The sequence below is a fragment of the Falsiroseomonas oleicola genome (assembly GCF_019029495.1).
Classification (GTDB): domain Bacteria; phylum Pseudomonadota; class Alphaproteobacteria; order Acetobacterales; family Acetobacteraceae; genus Falsiroseomonas; species Falsiroseomonas oleicola.
On sequence record NZ_JAERQM010000004.1, the window covers coordinates 251,917 to 272,256 of the forward strand.

Here is a 20,340-nt window from a genome sequence, read left to right on the forward strand (position 1 = left end):
CGGTGGTCGTGTGTCTGTAGCTTGGCGGCCGTGACGGCATGAAGGACGCATTCGACACCGCACTCGGCATCATCGGCGACGTGCGCGTTCTTCTGTTCATCGCCTTCGCAAGCGCCGCGCTTCTCTACTTCCCTGCGTCTATGACGCCGCCCGGCGCTGCCAGTGTGATCGAACAGAATCGGGGTTGGATTTGGGCCGCGTTTATCGTCGGCCTGTCGGGACTGTTTGTGCGCGGGGCGATGGCCGTCATCAGCCTATTCGGTGCCGGCGCGCGGCGCATCGCAGCCGCGCGGAAGCAGGCGCGCGAAGTCGCCGAGATGGGCGAGGTGTTGCGCGGGCTGACGAAGGAAGAGGCCGCGCTTGTGTCAATGTTCCCTTCGACAGCCTTCCACCCGATCACAGTGCAGAGCAACCACCCCGTCGTGCGCGGCCTCCGATACAAGAAGGTCATCGCGCACCTTCGCGGCCCAGTGATGATACTCCGGCGCGACGGCTATGCGGCGCACGAACTGACGGACACGGCGCAAGCCTATCTCGAACAGCATCCCGATACGCTCGGCCATCTTGACCGCGACGAAGCACTCTGGATTGCGAACAGCATCATGGAAACGCAGATGGCGCCTTACCGTGGTGTAGAACACACCCCGCGCGATGAACGCTGGCGAATCTAGCTCCGGGCCGATTTCCGCCAGAACGCCAGCCTAGCTGCAACCCGGCGCCAGCCTCCCGCGATGGGCAGCAAGGCGGCATCGGCGCGCAGGTGCGGCGCGAGGATCGCTTCAAGGTCGCGCTGAGCGGCATCCACCTTGTCTGCCACGTCATCGGGCTGCCCATAGCCTTCCCATATGGCCGCCTCCCACTTCATCTCACGGCGCAAAGATACAAGATTCTCCGGCTCATCTCGGGCCGTTGCTGCGGCCATGTTCGCTGCGAGTGCGACGTGATGAACCTGCGCATGAAGTTTGTCGAAGGGGCGGGCGGCGTCGTCGCCGAAGTGGTAGCGACACAGAAGTTGCAGCTTGCGCAGCGCGTTGAACTTCTCGCGATTCTCGCCGATGCGCCACAGCGTCACACGATACACCTCGCCCGGCACCTTCTGATCTACCGCGTTGCCGGCTTCCTTCCGCACCGCTTCTTGCTCATGCGACCACGTGGCAGGGCTGCGAATGGCCTTCACTGCATCCACCGCCTGCGCGACGGCGAGAAGGGCTTCTTCGGCGAGTTCGGTGCGGCGCTTGCCAATCAACTGAATGCGCCAGCCGACGAGGCCGATAAACAGCGTCACCAGGGCGCCAGCGAAGGACAGAAGCGTAGTAAGCCAAGTCGGCATGTCCACTCCGATACGTGTGCGGAAAGTGTAGCACGTGCGAGGGGTGCCAGTCAGACACGATGGCCGCCCCCCGTATCGAGGTAACACCTCGTGCGGCTCGGCGACGTGGCAACGCCCCGAGGTGTCAGGCGGGATAGGATAGTGCCTTCGGACATTGCGCAATTTTTGCAGCAAGGGCGTGGTGGGGCTGGCGTGCGGGATGGGCGCGCCGAGTATCCGGGCCAGAATACACGCCACATGCACCGCGCCATTTTGTCCAACCAGGCTTGGCGATGGCGGGTGGCGGGCCGGGCGCTTCGTGCATTTCGTCCACTGTGGACGTGGTGGGGCAGGGAATGCCCTGCACACGGCATCAAGACTTGCGAGTGCTGTCTGTGCAGAAAGGCGGGCGGGTGGTCGCCGGCCCCCAGGGGTGGGGTCGCGGCAGATCGAGGGGGAGGGTGGTCGGGCGCCGCGCGCGGGCAGCACGGCCGGGCCGGTGCCGGGCCGGGCGAGGCGCAGCAAGCGGCACGGCACGCGGAGCGGATGCGCGCCGCAGCGCCCCCGCGAAGCGAGAGGCAGCTACCGTGCGCGTCGCCGCGCCGCCGCGAACACCGCTTGGACGAAGGCCGGATCGTTCGATAGGCCGGTGCTGGTCACGTGGTCGCGGATGGCCGGGCTGCGAGCGTAGAGCGCCTTCATGAACGCCTGTGCCGTGGCGAGGTTTGCCGCGTAGTCCTTCCCCCAGGTTGCCTTGAGCGCCGCCTCGCCGGCTTCCCGCGTCGGCGGCTGGTAGCTGGGATGGGCGGCGCGCTGCCCCCACGCCCATGCCGCCGATGCTTCGGCGCTCGATAGCTGCGCCTCTGCCATTGCACCGGCAGCTTCGCGACGTTCTGCCTTGGCAGCATCGTCCACACGAAACCCCATGGCGTCCGCCTCGGCCTCATTGGACGGAACGTCCATGATCCGCTGCGCATCCTCGGCGCGGATCGGCGCCGCGTAGAGCCGGGCAGCCCCCTCGATTGCCGGAGGCTCCGGCGGCACGCCCTTGGGCTGCGCCGGCAGCGCGTCGGGGCGCTCGCTTCCCCACCGGCTCCAAGGTTCGCCCGGCGCCGCCGGCTTCGCAGCGCCGGGCGCGTGGCCGGCGGCAGGATCGGCGACGGACTGGCGCGGCTCGGCTGCCGCCGCTGCGGACGCGGAAGGCGCGGGAGCCGAGCCGTGCGTCGGGTAGAGCCGCGCGGCGAGGCTCGGAAGATCATCGGACATCGGGTTGCCCCTCCATGATGCAGGACTTGGGCGGCCGTCCACGCGGCCGACCGGTGCGCGCATTCCCGCGCGGAAGTTCTGGCGCGATGCCGGCCGCGATGGCGCGTTGCAGCGCGGCTGCCGTCTTTGCGCCGGCCGGTGGGAGGCGCATCGCTTCGTGAAGTCCGAAGCAAATGAGCCAATGCCGCGTTCGCCAACCCACTGTGCCGGTGGCGCCGCGCGGGCGCCCGCGCGGCTGTCCCGTGGCGCGGTGCGGGCGGCGCGTGCCGTGCGTGGTGCCGTTCACCGAAGCATATCCGCCAGGGACCGCATATCGCCCTGACCAGATGCCGCCGGAGCGTGCTGGCGGGCCGGTGGGGCGAGCCTGTCCAGTATGTTCGGCGGGCCGGGCGGCAGGCTCGGGATGCCGGCGACGCGCGCGCAACGCGCCTGCGCTTCGATGATGTGATGATGCGCTTCGCGGAGCCGATCACCAGCCCACCTGATCCAGTCGGCAGGAAGGCCGGGAGTGCGCTGGTAGTCCGCTGCCCGCTGGCACATCGCGTTGTAGTCGCGCGCTGCGGCGTTGATGGCAACGTAGGCTTCGCGCACTGCCGATGCTGCGCCGATGTCGGACAGGCGCGCATGAGGCATGGCGTCCATCTTCATGCGCATCACCGAAACCGCCTCGAATAGCTGCATGATGCCGTCAAGCAGGAAGTGCCGGGCGGCATCCTGACTGCGCGGCTGCATCCGTTCGAACATCTGCGCCAAGTCATCCTGCGGCACACGCTGGCGATGGAAGTAGGACATTGGCTTGACCCTCCGGAGAATGGATTGCGCCGCACGCAGCCCCGCCCGGTTCCGGACGGGCGGGGCCTCCGCGACAGCGCGCCGGACGGCACGGCGCGCCGCGCAGCTTCATCGTGCCGAACGGAACTCGACAGGCGGCGGCGCCGGCAGCTTGGGCAGGGGCTTCCGCAGTTCGTCCGCCTCCCGCTGGCGCCGCGCTTCCCGCTCCGCCATGGCGTTGGCGTGCTGCATGGGCGAGCGCGGCGCATGCGCCTTCACCGCGAGTGCGAGGGTTTGCACCGCGTCGCCCATGTCCGTTGCAAGAAGCTGTTCCGTGGTGCGCGCCTCGGTCCTGCCGATGCCGGGGACGTATTCGCCAGCCTGTGCCTGTAGGTGCCATGGAAGATCAACTTCCAGCACGCCCGCATGCACTAAGCGCCCGACGATGTGTTCGGCGAACCGCTGGGCACCCGGCAAGATCATCTCGTGCGGCAAGTTCGCGACATGGGCGACGCGCTCGATATTCGCGGCGGTGGTCGCAATGGCGCCGGCCAGCCATTGCGCCACTTCCCCGATGCGCTGCGCCTGCGCCGCGATGGCTTCCACGTCGCGGAGTGCGGCTTCATGGACATCGCGGGCGCGCTGATAGGCTGCCTCGGCGCGTTCCGCGTCCAGGCGAGGCCGGAGCGCGGCGCGGGCTTCCTCGCCATCCTCAATCGCGGCCTCGGCCTCGGCGATATCGGCGCGCAGCTTCCGGCGCCCGAGTGCATTGATCGGCTCGGCGGTGAGCCTGTCGCGAAGTTCTGCCGCCCGCTCGCGGTGCTTGGCGATGAAGGCGACGATTTCCGCATCTTCCTCCGCTGCCGTGGTGGCGGCCGTCGCGATGGTCGGAACAGTGTCGGTCATGGGCATACCTCCGTATCAGGGCGATAACGCGGTTTCGAAAAATCTATATTGTTCGATGGTTTGGTGCGCTGGCGGCATCGAATGGCCAAGACAGACAGTTTGCAGGACAGATACAGGCGCGGATCACGACAAAAGCTCCCGCAGCCATGCCCGATCCGCAGCCGCCTTCGCGTCTTCAACGATGGGTGCTTCGGCTTCATCGGGGTCGGCAGGCGCAGCCTGCGCCCGGCCGGTGCGTGCCCAGGCTTCGTCAAGGCGACGCGCCAAGTCCGCCAAGTGCTTCGGAGGCGCGGGCGTCGTGGCCGGCTTGGGGCTTTCCAGCGGTGCCGCCAGCGCAGCCGCCCGCATGCGCACTTCGATAGGAAGGCGTGCGTCTCGATACAGCGTTTGCAGCAGCGTCAGGGCGGTTGCGCTGGCCGGGCCGCCATCGGGCGTGATGCCATCCAAGGCGGCACGCGCAGCCGCCTCCGCGATCTTGGTGGCCACGTTCTTCGCGCCCGGCGGGCGCCCGCGCTTCCGAGGCGCCGCAGGGATCGGCGCAGCGTCCGGCATCGGCACCGGAGGGGGCGGATAGGTCACGGCGCTACCTCCCGCCGGGCGCTGCGCCCCGGCTGTTGGCCCATCACGGCGGGGCGCGCCGGCAGTCCCGAATGCCGAGAGGGCACGGGAGCCGCCGGGGGCGAAGGCCGTGAATGGTGGTCGAATGCGATCATGAAGCCGATGAAATACGAATAAATAAGAGCGCGTCAAGAAGAACTAGCGCCTTAGCAGGCGGCATAATCGAGCAATTTCGAGGTCTGTGCGCGTCTTATTGTCTATCTGCACGCACTGATGTCCATTGATACAGAAATATTTATTTTCCCTAAGCCGCCTCATAGGACATTGAGCAGCGAATTATACATTATGTCGGGGCTCTGTTATGGCGGACTTGTGTGGGCATTGCGTCCACCTATGCTTTGCGACGTTATGTCCAATCTCCGATCTCAGTCCGATCCCACTGTGATCCCAAGGGATCGCCAACCCGATCTCTCTCATCCCCGAAAACCCTGGTTTCGGGGGTGAGGGGGATTGGGGATCGGGGAGTGAGAGGGGTATTCGGACAAAACGTGCAGCTACGCCCTGCCATGGATTTCAGGACAGCATCTCAGCCATAGAAGGCACGTGCGCGGGCGGGGGCAGCACGACACCGGGCAGGAACAGGTTGGCCGGCGGCTCCCACGGCTTCGGCTTGTCGCCCATGCGCTCGTATCCATGGCCCATGTATCTGACGGTTTCGACGCCGCCCGCCTTGCCGATCCAGATGCGCTTTTTGTCGTGAAGCCGCTTGATGACTTCCTTCACGCGAAGCTTTCGGTTCGCGTCGTCCTTGGTCTTGTTGATGGCGCTGAACTCGCATGCGCGCAGCATCAATTCGTCCATAGGCACTTCGCGTTCCTGCCCGCCCATCTCGACAATGATCGCCTCGGCGGCGGCTTCCTGCTTCGTCAGGTTCGCCTTCCTGTCGGCGCGCGCTTCTTCTTCGGTCCTGGGAGTGCATACGGGCGCGGAGATCAGGTCGCCATCTTCGTCGCGCCCGAGGGGCGCGCCTTCGATGCGGAACGCGATAGTGCTGCTGTCGCACGGCGCGAGGCGGTTCTTCTGCATGTGCCCAACAACGAGGCCGTCCGCGCTGTCGTCCTTCACGACGCGAACCGAGAAGTCCAGATCGCCATTCAACACGCTATGCCCGCGCGGGGTGTCTCCGGTTTTCGAGGAATGATGCACCGTGACGACTGCCGCCCCGTGGCGTGTGAGAGATCGCAGGGCGGCAACGGCGCCGCCCATGGCGGCAGGTTCGTTCTCTTGTAGGCCAGGGAAGACGGCCGCCAGCGTGTCCACCACGATCAAGACAGGGCGGTGTTCCTCGACAATATGTTGCAGGGCCGCCAAGCCCCCGCTGGCGGGGTCGAGAAGGGACGGCAAGCCCACCACCAGCCGGAAGTTCGGCGCGTCTCCGTGACGCTCGCGCAGTGCCGTGATGCGGCGTTGCATTCCGGTTTCGTCTTCGCCGCAGACGTAGAGCACAGGCCCGGCCTTCGTCCGCTGCCCGAACACGGGCCGCCCTTGCGCCACAGCGTAGGCCAGATGCGGCGCCAGGACCGACTTGCCCGCGCCGGGCAGTCCGAAGATGCAGCAATGCTGCCGGGGTGCGATCATGTGCTTGACGACATAGCCGGCGGGCGGCACGTCCGCGCAATCCGCAGGCGACAGCAGGCGGACACCACGGGCAACAAAGGCGCCCCGTTCGGCCGCGACAGCTTCGGGCGGCACCAGATCGGGCGCGGGCGGCACAGTGATCCCGCTGAACAATACGTCCGGGTGCTTCGCCCCACTGGCGTTCTGCGCGTAGGCATAGGCGTTCCCGATCCGCCTATGAAGATCATCGCCGACGACATTGGAGGCGGCGCCCCATGCAGCCATGAGGCTGCGGCACATGACTTCCGAGATACCAAAGTCGCGGACCTTGCACGCCAGCTTATAGGCTGCTTCGCTGCGCTCCCCTTCGATGGCCGGAGGCGTCGCCGCGATGGCCTGAACCGCGAGTGCCACGGCGCGCGCGTCATCCTCATCAACCAACATCTCTTGCGCGTTCGCCGCGCGCTCGCCCGGCGGCTTGCAGCACGACACGACTTCGCGCGGCGCATGCGCCAACGGCTGGTCAATCTCGACACGATAGGGCACGCCATCAATCGTGCTGCCGGGCGCGAGCACGTAGCCATGATGGCTTCGGATATCGAGGCCGGCGCCAAGCGCGCCTTGGTTCAACGCGACATTCGCGCCCATGTAGTAGAGATGCAGCCCGCCGGAGGGCGTGCGCACCGTCAGGGTATCGAAGCCGCCATACAGTGCGAACCACGACGCCATGCCGTCGCGGTCGCGCTTCATGTCGATATCGACAACCACGAGATCGGTTGTCAGGACACCGATGTTGAACTCGTTCGCACCCCACCAAGAGCGGATCGTCGCTTCATCCGAAGATGCCCAGGAAGTCCATCCCTCCCACATCGGCTTCTTCGCACGGCGCGCATTGCCCTCCCTGCCAACTTCGTCCGGATGCACAGGAAAGACCCGGTAGCCCCGCCGCGCCCAGGCAACGGCTGCTTCAACTTTCGACACGGCCGCAGCCCTCACAGTTCGGGCCAGCACTCACCGTCGCGGCGCCAGTGACGCGCGCCTATCGTCTCGGGTTCCGGGCGAGAGACAGGGAGCGGCGCCGCCGATCCTCGCCACGTGGCGGGAGCCGGCGGTTTCGTCAGGCGGCGCGCGTCGCGGACTGCGGCCTGTCGCCATGGGTGCGCGCTGCCGTCTCGGGAAGGATGCGCTTCACTTCAAGCGAGGGCTGCGACGCCAGCCATGCGAAGGCGTGCTCCCCGTCCAACAGGACGCGGCTGCCGATCTTCACAAGGCGAAGGTGCCCGCGAGCCGCGTAGTTGTAGAGGCTGGCGCGGCACAGGTTCGTGATGGGGCAGCGTTCCCCGTTCTTCGGAAGCGGGATGAACCGTCCGGCATAGGGGTTCACGATGGCTACGGCGCCTTGCTGCTGCTGCTGCTGCTGCTGCTGCTGCTGCCCAGCGTCGGCGGTCGTGGTCAGAAGGCGAGCCTTGCTCACTTGCGCATCTCCTATCTTGGCTTGTCGGGGCTTGCCCCCGGCTCCGTGCCGATAGACAGGATGGCGGCGGTGCGCATGGCTGTCCGCCCGCAAGCTCAGTGATGGCGTTTGCGGGCGGCAATCTCTGCGAAGGGTGCAGGCGGCTTGCCATTGCGGGCATCAAAGGCGCTTTCGATGGCGCTGAGGCTGACGTCCTCCCCTACGGCGCACAGGGCCTCTTGGATGAAGCGAACGGCTCGGCCGTTCTTTGACGTGCTGCCCTTCCCTGTGATGCGCTGGTATTCCAGCAACAGCACGCCCGCCAGATTGTGCCAATCGGTCACGAAGGGCACTTCTGGCCAGCGCACATCTGCCGCATGCACCGCTGCGAGAAGGTTCGCCACCTTCTTCCCCTCGGCTACGATATCGGCGGGATCGCCGCCCAACAGAGAGCCGGTCTGATGGACGGCCATGAAGTGCGCAAGGACGGTTGGAAGTTCGCGGCGCAGCGTCGTCACGGCGCGGCGGGCCTCATCGAACGCGAGTTTCGTCTTGGCGTTCATGTCGTCAAGTTCTGAAAGGGCGTCCTGCCCCTTCTTCCATGCGTTCAGGAGATCAGCCACGGCTTCGCAATCTGCGGTGCCGGCGCCTGTCACGCCGCCGGTCGCAAGCCATCCGCGCGCATCATCGGCGGTGAAGGTCATGCGCCCGATGCCTTCGCCGGCCGCAGCGGCGTCACGTTGTCCGCCACGGCTGCGCCGATGCCCATGTTGGGCAGCGTGGCGCGCACCCTGTCCTTCACGTAGCTCGGGCCAAGGTGCGCGTAGTTCCGATGCGTCACCCGCGTATCGGCGTGGCCCAGCTGCTCCGCGATGACGGTGAGTTCCGCACCGCGCTGCACCATGAGCGAAGCGTGTGTGTGCCGCAGGATGTGGAAGGAAATGAGGCGGCCGAGCCTCGCCGCCTTGCACGCCGCCGCCATGAGGCGGGCCTGTTGCGACTTGCCCCACGGGGCGCGCTCGAACACGGCGGCGGCGTCGCGCGTCGCCTGCTTGGTCATGACCAAGTGAGTGAACATGTGCGCCTTGCCGGGCTGCCCTGCCGTCAGCCGTTCGAAGAAGGCAACACCTTCGTCGTTCAGCGCGATATGACGGGCCTTCCCGCTCTTGCTGCGCGGGATGTGGATCATGCTCGCGTTCGGATCGAAGGCATCCACGCGCATCGCGGCAAGCTCGCCATATCGCGCGCCGGTCAGCAGTGCCCCCGTGACAAGCTGGCGGAAGTCAGCCGGGCATGCGTTGCAGAAGCGGGTGATTTCGTCAGGGGTGAGGTAGTCGATCTTCGGCGCATCCACCTTCCCGAACGGTTTCACGTGCCGCCACGTGTCTTCCCCCGGATAGTCCATCTTCGCCTTGGCGTAGTTGAGCGCGGCCTTGAGGATGGTCAGGACGCGGTTCGCCGATGCGCGGCGGCGTCGCTTCACGTCCTCATCATCCATGTCAACTTCGCGCGCCTTGCTCTTTCCCTTCGCACTGCGGACGCGAGGCGGCGCGTCGGCAAGGGCATCGTGCCATGCGGTGATCTTCGCATTGGTCAGCTTTGCCAGGGGCGTGCTGCCCAGCTTGGGCAGGATGTGTGCCTTCGCCGCCATCATCGCGTGATCCGCGCCCTTTCCACCGCCCCGCGTCCGGCCACGGGCATAGGCGGCGAAGTAGCTTTCAATGGCATCGGCGACGGTCAGGGGCTTGGCGGCAGCCTTGGCGGCGCTCGCCGCCTCGCCGCTGTCCACCTTCCGCTGCTGTTCGCCCCAGGCATGGGCGGCGCGGCTGGCCTTGCCGAAGTCCATGACGGTGAGGCCGGGCGTCGCGCATGGTTCGGCATCGTCGGCAGCGCCGATGACGGCCTTCCGGTAGTTCCCCTTGTCGTTCTGCAACCGGGCAACCCACACGCCGCCGCCTGTCTCGGGCTTCCGGTAGCCCAGCGCCTCGCCACGGCCGAGGCTGCGCCAATAGGGATTGCCGGGGCGGGGCGCGAGGCCGGCCCGGTCCTTCCGCGTCGTGATCGCCGCATCTTCGGTCTTGCGTGCCATGCCCGTCTTGCCCTGTCAGACAGATACGCAGACAGTATCTAACCAACATGAAGCCACGTCAACGGCGGAAAACGGGATGAGAAAATGGCGGATTATGGGGGATTTTTGCCATGTATATACAGTCTTAGACAGTAAGACATGCCCCTCTCACGGCGGTAACAGGGGTTCGAATCCCCTAGGGGACGCCATTTCCGAACACAAGAGCGAACCCCGCCCGGGTCGCCCTTATGTTTCTCCGGCCGATCACGCGCTGTATCGATCAGCGCCGTGGTTGGGCTGCATATCTCATCATCCCTGACATTCGGATCAGCTCGCGCCGCAGTGCCGACTGCGAGCGTATTGGCCACGCGAAGCGCCGGCATCAGCAGAGCGGCTCCATCGTCGCGCGAGGAGCCGCCCGGGCCGTGCCTCTTCTTTTGCAGCGGGCAGGCCGGGCGCATCCATCGCCCGGCCGCCGATGCTGCGCGTTCAGCGAAGGGCTGCGTTCGCCTCCTCGAACAGCCGCATGTTCTTCTCCACGTCGTACCGCCTCTCGGCCAGTGATTCAGGGTCCCACTCACTCCGCTCCATGGCGAAGAAATCGCCGCCGTAGACGTGAAGCGCGCCCGTCAGGCGTGGGATCGGGTTGGTCACCGAGTGAATGATATCGCGGCCGAGCACCGTGCAGTCGCCAACCCCAAGCGCCTTCGCGCCAGCAGCCTCCACCTTTCCGCCCTCCAGCCGTCGCCAGAAGATGTTGTCCTCGCGGCCCGTGTAGATGCCGATCACCGCCCACATGCGGTGGTCGTGCGGCATGAGCGTCATCTTCGGCCCCCAGACCAGGTTCAGGATGGTCAGGTCGGGCGAATGGTAGAGCTTATGCACGCCAGCCCGCTTCGGCTCGCCGAGCGTGGCGAGAACGGCATTGGGATCGGCCACCGTGCGTGCGACGACTTCGCGCACCGCCCGGTGCCCGCCTCGATCCTCAGCCAGTGCCGCTCGGCAGTCGTCGGCGAACCGGTCCAGGTCAAGCATCCCATCGCTCCTCGGCCATGCGCGTTCTGAGTGGCCCGCGCTTCATGGGCGCAGCATAACCATGCTCCGCCTCTTCGTTCGAGGGGAAAAATGCACCATCGTCGGCGCCTTCTTGCTGCTGATTTGCCTCGGCGGACCATCGTCCAGCATCCAGACGCGGCGCATCAACCTTCGGCGCCCTTCCCCGGTGGCCCTCAGGACCTGCACGGCAGCGGCTCTGCTGCCTCGGCAAGTTCGGGAACGACCGCCGGTGCTGCCGGAGCGCCGCCCGCCGAGATACGCCGGGTGATCTCCATCGGGGCGTAGCGCGCCCGGCCTGGCGGTCGCGCACCGATCAGCCGCGCAGGCGGCGCAGTTCTGCCAGGATCGCCTGCGCGCGGGGCAGGGCCGCCAGCGGACCTGCGGGCAGGGGCAGGCGGCGGCGCCAGTTCGGACGCTCCCGGTCCGTGCCGGGCAGGTTCACCGCCTCCGTCTCCCCGGCCAGATCCTCCGCCTGCACCAGCAGCAGGGCGGAGGGCGTCATCGCCACCAGGGCATGGATGGCAGCCGCCAGGGCGTCGTCCAGCGGGCCATCGGCCGTCGCATCCTCCGGCAGGAGCCCATGCGCCGCCAGCGCCTCCAGCAGCGCGGCGCGGTCGGCGGCGCGTTCGGCGCGGGCGGACTCGGGTTCCGCCAGCAGGCCCAGCGATTCGCGTTCCACCAGGTCGGCGCCCACCCAGAACCCGGCCAGCGTCGCCAGGTCGTGGGTGGAGACGCAGGCGGCGGCGCGGGCCGGCCAGGCCTCGGGCGGGGTGAAGGCACGGCCCCGCCGTTCGAACCACAGCACGCGATAGGACAGCACATCGGCGGCGCGCAGCGCCTCCCCGATGCCCGGGGGCACGGTGCCGAGATCCTCGCCCACCACCAGGCAGCCGGCGTGATGGCTTTCCAGCGCCAATTGGCCGAGCAGCGCCTCGAAGGGCTGGGCGAGATAGGTGCCCTCCGACCCCTTGGCGCCCTCCGGCACCAGGAACAGGCGGCGCATGCCCAGCACATGGTCCACCCGCAGCGCGGCGGCGTGGCGCATATTGGCGCGGATCAGCCGCGCGAAGGGGGCATGGCCCTCCGCCGTGCCGTGGCACGGATCGGGTGGCGGCAGGCCCCAGACCTGACCCTCGGCGGCGAAGGGGTCGGGTGGCGCGCCCACCGAGAAGCCGGGCAGGAAGCGGCTGTCGCCGGACCAGATCTCGGCGCCGTCCGGCGCGGCACCCACGGCAAGGTCGCGATACAGCCCGGCCCCGGCCTGCCCGGCCTCGGAAAGCTGGGCATCGGCCAGCCACTGTTGGAAGGCGGCGAAGCCGATGGCGTCGGCGGCCTCCGCCTGGAAGGCGGTCAGGCCGGAATCATCGCCATGGCGCAGGCCTTCCGGCCAGCGGCGTGAATCGCTGTGGCCGATCCGCTCGGCCAGGGCGGCGAAGGCGCAGAACTGGTCCAGCGCCAGCCCACCTTCCTGGCGGAAGGCGGCGAAGGCTGGATGGTCCTTCGGCAGGGCGTCCCAGGCCGCGCGCAGCACGGCGCGCTTGGCCTGCCAGACGGCGTCGTGATCCACGGATGTCCGCTGCGACAGACGCTGGAACACCGGCTCCGCCGCCGCCAGCGCCGCATGCACCGCCTCATGATCGGCCATCACCGGCAGCGCCATGACATCCACAAAAATCGGGTCGAGGAAGCGGCGGTCGGAGGGGTGGTAGGGGCTGGCGCGGCTGCGGTCGGTGGGGAACAGCGCATGCGGCGGGCTGAGGCCGAGGAAGGCGGCGCCCTGGTCCTGCGCCATCCGGGCATATTCGGCCACCGCCGAGAAATCGCCGATGCCCTGGTCCTGTGCCCCGCGTAGGCCGTAGATCTGCGCCGCCACGCCGAAGACCCGGCCGCCACCCGCCAGGATCGGCGGCAGGTGGCAGGTGGTGGGGGCGATGGCCAGGTGGCAGGCGGCTTCCGGCGCGGCCTCGTCGAAGATCAGGTGGCGGCCGATCGGCAGGCTGGGCAAAGCGACGAGGCGCCGGGCGGCGGTGCGGCCATCGGGCAGCAGCAGCCGTTCGGTCGTGCCGGCCTCCGGCGGGATGGCCAGACGCTGGGTGCTGCCATCCTCGCAGGCGATGCGCAGCATCACCGGCCGGTCGGCCAGCGGCATCGGCAGCAGCACGGGCGCCGTGCCACGATGGCTGAAGGCGCCGGGCAGCGGCGGGATGGTGGAGAGCGTCGCCAGGCTGTCGCGGATCGCCGCGGCATTGCGGGCCGGCAGGCCCAGCGCATCCAGCAGGCCGCGCAGCGTGTCGGCCGGCACCTCCGTCCGCTCACCGGAAATGGCGTACCAATGCGTGTCGATTCCGGCGGCGCCGGCCAGGCGGGCGAGCAGCGCCGCATCACTTTGGGCCAGCGGCGCGGCCCGTTCCTCGGCGAGCAGCAGCACGGCACGCGCGGGCAATTCGGTCGGCAGGTCTTTCCGAGTTGGATCGGCGCTGTCGGCGAGCAGGGTCCAGCGATGGCCGGGGCGCGGCGCCGGCAGGGCCAGCGGCCGCGCCGGCCCGGCATTCAGCGCCAGCAGGCAGCGATCGCCATCCTTGTGCAGCAACGCGAGCAGCGCGCGGTTTTCCGCGTCGTGCCAGTCAGCCTCCGCCATCGCCGCGCCATCGGGGCGCAGCCATGCGACGTCGGGCAGGCCGCCGGAAGCGGTGCCGGTCAGCGGCGCGGCATCATGCAAGGCGGGATGCGCCTTGCGGGCGGCGATCAGCCTGGCGGTGAAATCGACCAGCCCCTGATCGGCGCTGGCCCAGTCGAACCAGCCAATCGCATTGTCCTGGGCATAGGCGTTGTTGTTGCCGCTTTGGCTGCGCCCGGCCTCGTCGCCCATCGCCAGCATCGGCGTGCCGCGCGCCAGCAGCAGGGTTGCCAGCAAAGCGCGGATATCGCCCTGGCGGCGGGCGCGGATGGCGGGGTCGTCGCTCGACCCCTCCGCGCCATTGTTCCACGAGATGTTGTCCGTGGTGCCGTCCCGGTTGTCCTCGCCATTCGCGAGGTTGTGCTTTTCGGAATGGCTGACGAGGTCGGCGAGCGAAAAACCGTCATGCGCCGTCACGTAGTTCACGCTGTCGGACAGGGCGCGGCCCGGGAAGATATCCGCCGAGCCCGCCAGCCTCGCGGCCAGCGCGCCGACGCGCCCGGCATCGCCACGCCAGAAGCGCCGCACATCATCCCGGAAGCGGTCGTTCCATTCACCCCAGCCGGGTGGGAAGCGGCCGAGCTGGTAGCCCTCCGGCCCGATATCCCAGGGCTCCGCGATGATGAGCAACTCGCGCAGCACCGGGTCCTGGCGCATCGCCTGGATCAGCGGCGCATCGCCGTCGAAGCCGGTATCGCGCCGGGCCAGGGTGGTGGCGAGGTCGAGCCGGAAGCCGTCCAGCCCCGCCTGTTCCGCCCAATGCCGGAAGGCATCCATCACCAGCCGCAGCGGCCAGGGCCGGTCCAGCGCCAGGGTATTGCCGGTGCCGGCATCGTTCACATAGCGCCGCGCATCGCCGGGGATCAGCCGGTGGAAGGCGGCATTGCCCAAGCCCTTCAGCGACAGGGTCGGGCCGAACTCGTCGCATTCGCCGGTATGGTTGAAGACCACATCCTGCACCACGGCGATGCCCGCCTCATGCAGCGCGGCGATGGCGGCGCGCACCTCCGCCATGCCACCCGGCGCCAGGCGCGGATCGGGCGCGAGCAACGCGACGGGATTGTAGCCCCAGTAATTGCTCAGCCCGAGCGGCGGCAGATGCCGCTCATCCACCCAGGCGGCCGCCGGCAGCAACTCCACCATCGTCACGCCGAGGCGCTTCAGATGCGCGATGCTGGCCGCATGGCCGAGGCCGGCAAAGGTGCCGCGCAGCGCCTCGGGCACCGCAGGGTTCAGCCGCGAGAAGCCCCGCACATGCAGTTCGTAGATCACCTGCGGGCCCCTGGGCGCGTGACCAGGGGAGGCGGGCAGGGAGGCGGTGAGGATCGCCTTGGGCAGGAAGGGCGCGCTGTCCGTCCCCTCCGGCGCATCGCCCGTGTCGAACAGCGCCGGATGCAGGGCGAAGGGCCGGTCGAGCGCGCGCGCCCAGGGATCGACCAGCAGTTTCTGCGGGTTGAAGCGATGGCCGTGCCAGGGCTCGAACGGCCCTTCGACGCGCAGCCCATAGCGCTGGCCTTCCGTCAGGCCGGCGACATGGCCGTGATGCACATCCCCGTTGCGGCCGGGCAGGCGAAGGCGCGCCACCTCCCGGTCCTGCGCATCGAACAGGCACAGGAACACCGCACTGGCCCCCGGTGCCGGGAAGGCGAAGTTCGCCCCCGCCGAATCCAGCCGCGCGCCAAGCGGTTCCGCCCGCCCGGGCGCCGCCTCAAGCCGCATGCGAAATCGCGTCGCGGTAGAGCGCGGCGTAGCGGCTGGCGGAGCGACGCCAGGAGACGTCGCAGCGCAGCGCATTGGCCTGAAGCTTCTGGAACAGCGGTCGGTCGCGCCACAGCGCCGCCATGCGCAGCACCGCGGCCTGGAGCATTTCCTGGCTCACCGGGGAGAAATGCACGCCGGTGCCCTGGCCCTCGGCCAGCGCCATCTCATTGGCATCAATCACGCTGTCCGACAGCCCGCCGACATGGGCGACCAGCGGCAGCGCGCCGTAGCGGAGCGCGCAGAGTTGGGCGAGGCCGCAGGGTTCGAAGCGGCTCGGCACCAGCACCACATCGGCGCCGCCATAGATCTGTCGCGCCAGGGCCTCGTCATAGCCGATCTCATGCCCGACCCGGCCGGGATTGGCCCAGGCGGCGCCGCGCGCCGCATGTTCCAACTCGGCATCGCCGGTGCCGAGGATGGCAAGCTGCGCGCCCTGGCCCAGCATGGTGCCGAGCGCACCGAGAATCAGGTCCACGCCCTTCTGCCAGGTCAGCCTTCCGACGAAGCCGAACAGCAGCGCCTCCGGATCCTCCTCCAGCCCCAGCCGGCGCTGCAGCGCGGCCTTGTTCACCGCCCGCGGCTTCACATCGGTGGCGCTGAAATTGGCGGGCAGCAGCTTGTCCCTGGAAGGGTCCCAGGCCGCCTCGTCGATGCCGTTCAGGATGCCGGAGACACTCTCCGCCCGGCCGCGCAGCAGCCCATCCAGCCCCATGCCCATCTCCGGCGTGCGGATTTCCGCGGCATAGGTGGGGGAGACGGTGGTGATGCGGTCGGCATACCAGAGGCCGGCCTTCAGGAAGCCGGTGGTGCCGAAATACTCCACCCCCTCCACCGACAGGGCCTGCGGCGGCAGGCCGAGCAGCGGGAACAAGGCGAGCGGGAACTTGCCCTGGAAGGCCAGGTTGTGGACCGTGAAGACCGAAGGCACGCGCTTCGCCGCGAAGCGCAGATAGGCCGGGGCGAGGCCCGCCTGCCAGTCATGCGCATGCACCAGGTCGAAGTTCAGGTTGCGGATGCCGCCCGTGGCGACCAGCGCGGCCACCGCGCCCAGCGCCGCGAAGCGCACGCCGTTATCCGCCCATTCCCCGCCTTGCGGCGAGAGATAGGGGTTGCCCGGGCGGGCGAAGAGATGCGGCGCATCGATGGCGATGATGTCCATCCCCGCCACCTCGCCGCGCTGCAGCCGCGCCGGTCCGCCGAACAGGTCATCGATCCGCCGCAGCGCCCTGCCATTGCCCATTGCCGCCATCACCGCCGGATAGCCCGGCAGCAGCGTGGTCACGCGAACCCCTTCCGCCGCCAGCGCCGCCGGCAGCGCGCCGACCACATCGGCGAGCCCGCCGGTCTTCACCAGCGGCACGCATTCGGAGGCGACGGAGAGAACGCGGAGGCTCATGCGGTCAGCTTGTCCAGCATGGCCTGCGTCACCAGGCAGATGCCCTTCTCACTGCGGCGGAAGCGCTTGGCGTCCTCGATCGGGTCCTCGCCGATCACCATGCCCTCCGGGATCCGCACACCGCGATCGACCACCACATTGGTCAGCCGCGCACCGCGGGCGACATCGACATAGGGCAGCAGCACGCCACCCTCCACCTTGGTGTAGGAATGCAGATGCACGCCGGTGCAGAGCAGGGACCGCCGGGCCATGCCGCCGGAGACGATGCAGCCGCCGGAGACGAGGGAGGAAATCGCCTCCCCCCGCCGTCCATCCGCGTCATGCACGAACTTGGCCGGCGGCACGACCTCCGCATGGGTCCAGATCGGCCAGTCGCGGTCGAACAGGTCGAGCTCCGGCACCACATCCGTCAGGTCGATATTGGCTTCCCAATAGGCATCGATGGTGCCGGCATCGCGCCAATAGGGCGTGGCCTCCGCCGAGGAGCGGACGCAGGAGCGTTCGAAGCGATGCGCCACCGCCTTACCGTGCTTGACCAGGTAGGGGATGATGTTGTGGCCGAAGTCGCGCTGGCTGTCCGGATCGGCCGCGTCACGGCGCAGCTGGTCGAACAGGAATTTGGTTTCGAAGACGTAGATGCCCATGGAGGCGAGGGCGAGGTCCTCGCGCCCCGGAATGCCCGGCGGGTCCTTCGGCTTTTCCAGGAAGGCGACGATGCGGGCATCCTTGTCGACATGCATCACACCGAAGGCCGTCGCCTCCATGCGCGGCACGGCGATGCAGCCCACCGTCACATCGGCGCCGGATTCGACATGCTGCTGCAGCATGAACTCGTAATCCTGCTTGTAGACATGGTCGCCGGCCAGGATGACCATGTGGCGCGGCGCCAGATCCTCGATGATGTCGATGTTCTGGTAGACCGCGTCGGCGGTGCCGAGATACCAGTTCTGGCCATCGCCGCGCTGGCTGGCGGGCAGGATGTCGAAGCTCTCGTTCCGCTCCTGCCGCATGAAATTCCAGCCGCGCTGCAGGTGGCGGATCAGGCTGTGCGCCTTGTACTGCGTGGCGACGCCGATGCGGCGGATGCCGGAATTGATGGCATTCGAAAGCGCGAAGTCGATAATGCGCGACTTGCCGCCAAAGAACACCGCCGGCTTGGCGCGGCGATCCGTCAGCTCCATCAGCCGTGACCCGCGACCGCCAGCGAGCACGAAGGCCATGGCAGTGCGGGCCAGCGGCGCGGAGGCCTGGCTACGGCTGTTCGGCATGGTCTTCTCCCCTTGATCCATTCTCGTCACGGTCCAGCATCAGATAGATGGTGGCAAGCGGCGGCAGAACCACCACGGCGGAGGCCGGAAGCCCGTGCAGCGGCACATCCTCCGCCACGACCTGCCCCAGATTGCCCATGCCGGACCCACCGAAGCCATGGGCATCGGTGTTCAGTACCTCGCGCCACACACCCGCCTCTGGCAGGCCGAAGCGATGATGTAACCGCGGAACGGGCGTGAGGTTGCACAACACGGCGACGGGCGGACCACCTTCCCCGTCCATCCGCAGCCAGGAAAACACCGAATTCTCGGCGTCATCCGCGTCGATCCACTGAAAACCCTCATGATTCGAATCGCCCGCATGCAGGGCGGGAAGGTCACGATGCAGCCTGTTCAGCTCGCGGATCAGCGCCTGCGCGCCCTGGTGCGGCGGGAACTGCAGCAGCCACCAGTCCAGCTCCCGCGCCTCGGACCATTCGCGCCATTGCGCGATCTCGCAGCCCATGAACAGCAGCTTCTTGCCGGGATGGCCCCACATGAAACCGTAATAGGCGCGCAGCGTCGCGAAGCGCTGCCAGTCATCGCCCGGCAGCCGGCCGAGCACGGAGCCCTTGCCGTGGACAACCTCGTCATGGCTGATCGGCAGCACGAAGTTCTCGGAGAACGCATACATCATGCCGAAGGTCACCAGGTTGTGGTGCCAGCGGCGATGCAGCGGATCCATGGCGATGTAGCGCAGCGTGTCGTTCATCCAGCCCATGTTCCACTTGAACTGGAAGCCGAGCCCGCCTTCCTCGGCCGGATGGGTGACGCCGGGCCAGGAGGTCGCCTCCTCCGCGAACACCGCCGCACCCGGCGCCTGTTCCGCCACCAGGGCGTTCACCTGGCGCAGGAAGGCCACCGCCTCATGGTTCTCGGTGCCGCCTTCGTCGTTGGGCACCCAGTCACCCGGGGCGCGGCCGTGGTCGAGATGCACCATGGTGGAGACGGCATCGACGCGCAGCCCATCGGCATGGAATTCCTGCGTCCAGTACAGCGCGTTGGAGGCGAGGAAGCCCGCCACCTCCCGCCTTCCGAAGTCGAAGGTCGCCGTGCCCCAGCCCTTGTGGAAGCCGCGCTTGGGGTCGGGGTGTTCGTACAGCGCATGGCCGTCGAAGCGGATCAGCCCGTGCCGGTCCTGCGGGAAATGCGCCGGCACCCAGTCCAGGATCACGCCGAGGTCCTGGTCGTGGCAGGCCTGGATGAAGCGCTTGAGGCCCGCCGGGTCGCCCATGCGCGCGGTGGGCGCGTGCAGCCCGATCGGCTGGTAGCCCCAGCTTTCATCCAGCGGATGCTCCATCACCGGCATCAGCTCGATATGGGTGAAGCCCATCCAGGCGACATAGGGCACCAAAGCCGTGATCAGCTCGTCCCAGGAATAGAAGCGCCCATCCGGATGCCGCCGCCAGGACGGCGCATGCACCTCATAGATCGAGACCGGCGCGCCCGGTGACTGCTTCGCGCCGCGCTGGGCCAGATAGGCCGCATCCTTCCAGTCGAAGGCGTCGTCGCCCAGCACGAGGGAAGCGGTGGCCGGCCGTAGCTGTGCGGCGCGGCCGAAGGGGTCGGCCTTCAGCGGCTGCACCTGCCCATCGGCGCCCAGAATTTCATACTTGTAGGCCGCGCCGGCACCGAGGCCGGGCACGAAGATCTCCCACAGCCCGCTATCGACGCGCTTGCGCATCGGGTGGCGGCGGCCGTCCCAGGCGTTGAAGTCGCCGACGACGGAGACCCGCTTGGCATTCGGCGCCCAGACGGCGAAGCGGGTGCCCGGCATGCCCTCATGCCGCACGACATGCGCGCCGAGCCGTTCATGCAGCTTGTGATGCGTGCCCTCGACCAGCAGATGGTCGTCCAGCGCACCGAGGGTGGGGCCGAAGCGGAAGGGGTCTTCCAGCTCCCACTCGCCGCCCGCATTGGCGGCGCGCAGGCGATAGGCGAAGGGCAAGGCGCGGCCGGGCAGGAAGCCCTCGAAGATGCCATCCGCGTCGCGCTGTTGCAGCGGCAGGGGGGCGCCGCCGGTGGCGGGCAGCACCTCCAGCCGCGTTGCATCGGGCACGAAGGCGCGCAGCACCAGCCCGCCCTGCACCGGATGTGGTCCCAGCCAGGCGAAGGGATCGCCCTGCCGGGCATTGCGCAGCGCCTCCAGCTCGGCCTGCGGCATGCGCCAGGCTTCCATCATGGGCGCTTCACCT

15 protein-coding genes are annotated in these 20,340 nt (G+C 68.2%); 1 reads left to right on the forward strand and 14 read right to left on the reverse strand.

Annotated elements, in window-relative coordinates; translation table 11 throughout:
• Window positions 1-38: 38 nt before the first annotated feature.
• Window positions 39-671 carry a super-infection exclusion protein B gene (locus tag JJQ90_RS15080; protein WP_216876778.1) on the forward strand — a complete coding sequence of 211 codons (633 nt, stop codon included), beginning with the start codon at window positions 39-41 and terminating at the stop codon, window positions 669-671.
• Here JJQ90_RS15080 and JJQ90_RS15085 read toward each other — a convergent pair.
• The 14 genes from JJQ90_RS15085 to glgB form a co-directional block, all read right to left on the reverse strand.
• Window positions 668-1,330 carry a hypothetical protein gene (locus JJQ90_RS15085; RefSeq protein WP_216876780.1) on the reverse strand — a complete coding sequence of 221 codons (663 nt, stop codon included), beginning with the start codon at window positions 1,328-1,330 and terminating at the stop codon, window positions 668-670. The two genes, JJQ90_RS15080 and JJQ90_RS15085, sit on opposite strands and share 4 nt — an antisense overlap.
• Before the next feature lie 561 nt (window positions 1,331-1,891).
• Window positions 1,892-2,575: a hypothetical protein gene (locus tag JJQ90_RS15090; protein WP_216876782.1), complete on the reverse strand. Its 684-nt coding sequence runs from the start codon at window positions 2,573-2,575 to the stop codon at window positions 1,892-1,894.
• Window positions 2,576-2,857: 282 nt separating this feature from the next.
• Window positions 2,858-3,367: a hypothetical protein gene (locus JJQ90_RS15095; protein ID WP_216876784.1), complete on the reverse strand. Its 510-nt coding sequence runs from the start codon at window positions 3,365-3,367 to the stop codon at window positions 2,858-2,860.
• 108 nt (window positions 3,368-3,475) lie between these two features.
• Window positions 3,476-4,252 (reverse strand): hypothetical protein, encoded by a 777-nt coding sequence (locus JJQ90_RS15100; protein WP_216876786.1) that lies wholly within the window; start codon window positions 4,250-4,252, stop codon window positions 3,476-3,478.
• A gap of 123 nt (window positions 4,253-4,375) precedes the next feature.
• The gene (locus tag JJQ90_RS15105; protein WP_216876788.1) at window positions 4,376-4,831 is read right to left on the reverse strand and encodes a hypothetical protein; all 456 of its coding nucleotides are present in this window, start codon (window positions 4,829-4,831) and stop codon (window positions 4,376-4,378) included.
• A gap of 552 nt (window positions 4,832-5,383) precedes the next feature.
• Entirely contained in the window at window positions 5,384-7,408 is a 2,025-nt protein-coding gene (locus JJQ90_RS15110; protein WP_216876789.1) for an AAA family ATPase, read from the reverse strand.
• Window positions 7,409-7,544: 136 nt separating this feature from the next.
• A complete protein-coding gene (locus JJQ90_RS15115; protein WP_216876790.1) occupies window positions 7,545-7,901 on the reverse strand; it encodes a hypothetical protein in 357 nt (118 codons plus the stop codon).
• Window positions 7,902-7,996: 95 nt separating this feature from the next.
• Window positions 7,997-8,584: a hypothetical protein gene (locus JJQ90_RS15120; RefSeq protein WP_216876791.1), complete on the reverse strand. Its 588-nt coding sequence runs from the start codon at window positions 8,582-8,584 to the stop codon at window positions 7,997-7,999.
• Window positions 8,581-9,969 carry a tyrosine-type recombinase/integrase gene (locus JJQ90_RS15125; RefSeq protein WP_216876792.1) on the reverse strand — a complete coding sequence of 463 codons (1,389 nt, stop codon included), beginning with the start codon at window positions 9,967-9,969 and terminating at the stop codon, window positions 8,581-8,583. The genes JJQ90_RS15120 and JJQ90_RS15125 overlap by 4 nt, the downstream gene beginning before the upstream one ends.
• 468 nt (window positions 9,970-10,437) lie before the next feature.
• Entirely contained in the window at window positions 10,438-10,983 is a 546-nt protein-coding gene (locus tag JJQ90_RS15130; RefSeq protein ID WP_216876793.1) for a cysteine dioxygenase family protein, read from the reverse strand.
• Window positions 10,984-11,317: 334 nt separating this feature from the next.
• Window positions 11,318-15,400, reverse strand: coding sequence for a glycogen debranching protein GlgX (gene glgX, locus JJQ90_RS15135; protein ID WP_216876794.1), 4,083 nt, complete (start codon window positions 15,398-15,400; stop codon window positions 11,318-11,320).
• Window positions 15,390-16,838, reverse strand: coding sequence for a glycogen synthase GlgA (glgA, locus tag JJQ90_RS15140; RefSeq protein ID WP_216876796.1), 1,449 nt, complete (start codon window positions 16,836-16,838; stop codon window positions 15,390-15,392). The genes glgX and glgA overlap by 11 nt, the downstream gene beginning before the upstream one ends.
• Complete coding sequence (glgC, locus tag JJQ90_RS15145) at window positions 16,835-18,106, reverse strand: glucose-1-phosphate adenylyltransferase (RefSeq protein ID WP_216876798.1); 1,272 nt, start codon at window positions 18,104-18,106, stop codon at window positions 16,835-16,837. The genes glgA and glgC overlap by 4 nt, the downstream gene beginning before the upstream one ends.
• Window positions 18,090-20,327, reverse strand: a complete 2,238-nt coding sequence (gene glgB / locus JJQ90_RS15150; protein ID WP_216876800.1) for a 1,4-alpha-glucan branching protein GlgB — start codon at window positions 20,325-20,327, stop codon at window positions 18,090-18,092. Before glgB ends, glgC begins: the two co-directional genes overlap by 17 nt.
• Window positions 20,328-20,340: the final 13 nt, after the last annotated feature.

Bases quoted from the DNA above. Each gene is read 5' to 3' on its own strand.
- JJQ90_RS15080 (WP_216876778.1), top strand. From the start codon at position 39: ATGAAGGACGCATTCGACACCGCACTCGGCATCATCGGCGACGTGCGC.
- JJQ90_RS15085 (WP_216876780.1), bottom strand. From the start codon at position 1,330: ATGCCGACTTGGCTTACTACGCTTCTGTCCTTCGCTGGCGCCCTGGTG.
- JJQ90_RS15090 (WP_216876782.1), bottom strand. From the start codon at position 2,575: ATGTCCGATGATCTTCCGAGCCTCGCCGCGCGGCTCTACCCGACGCAC.
- JJQ90_RS15095 (WP_216876784.1), bottom strand. From the start codon at position 3,367: ATGTCCTACTTCCATCGCCAGCGTGTGCCGCAGGATGACTTGGCGCAG.
- JJQ90_RS15100 (WP_216876786.1), bottom strand. From the start codon at position 4,252: ATGACCGACACTGTTCCGACCATCGCGACGGCCGCCACCACGGCAGCG.
- JJQ90_RS15120 (WP_216876791.1), bottom strand. From the start codon at position 8,584: ATGACCTTCACCGCCGATGATGCGCGCGGATGGCTTGCGACCGGCGGC.
- JJQ90_RS15125 (WP_216876792.1), bottom strand. From the start codon at position 9,969: ATGGCACGCAAGACCGAAGATGCGGCGATCACGACGCGGAAGGACCGG.
- JJQ90_RS15130 (WP_216876793.1), bottom strand. From the start codon at position 10,983: ATGCTTGACCTGGACCGGTTCGCCGACGACTGCCGAGCGGCACTGGCT.
- glgX (WP_216876794.1), bottom strand. From the start codon at position 15,400: ATGCGGCTTGAGGCGGCGCCCGGGCGGGCGGAACCGCTTGGCGCGCGG.
- glgA (WP_216876796.1), bottom strand. From the start codon at position 16,838: ATGAGCCTCCGCGTTCTCTCCGTCGCCTCCGAATGCGTGCCGCTGGTG.
- glgC (WP_216876798.1), bottom strand. From the start codon at position 18,106: ATGCCGAACAGCCGTAGCCAGGCCTCCGCGCCGCTGGCCCGCACTGCC.
- glgB (WP_216876800.1), bottom strand. From the start codon at position 20,327: ATGATGGAAGCCTGGCGCATGCCGCAGGCCGAGCTGGAGGCGCTGCGC.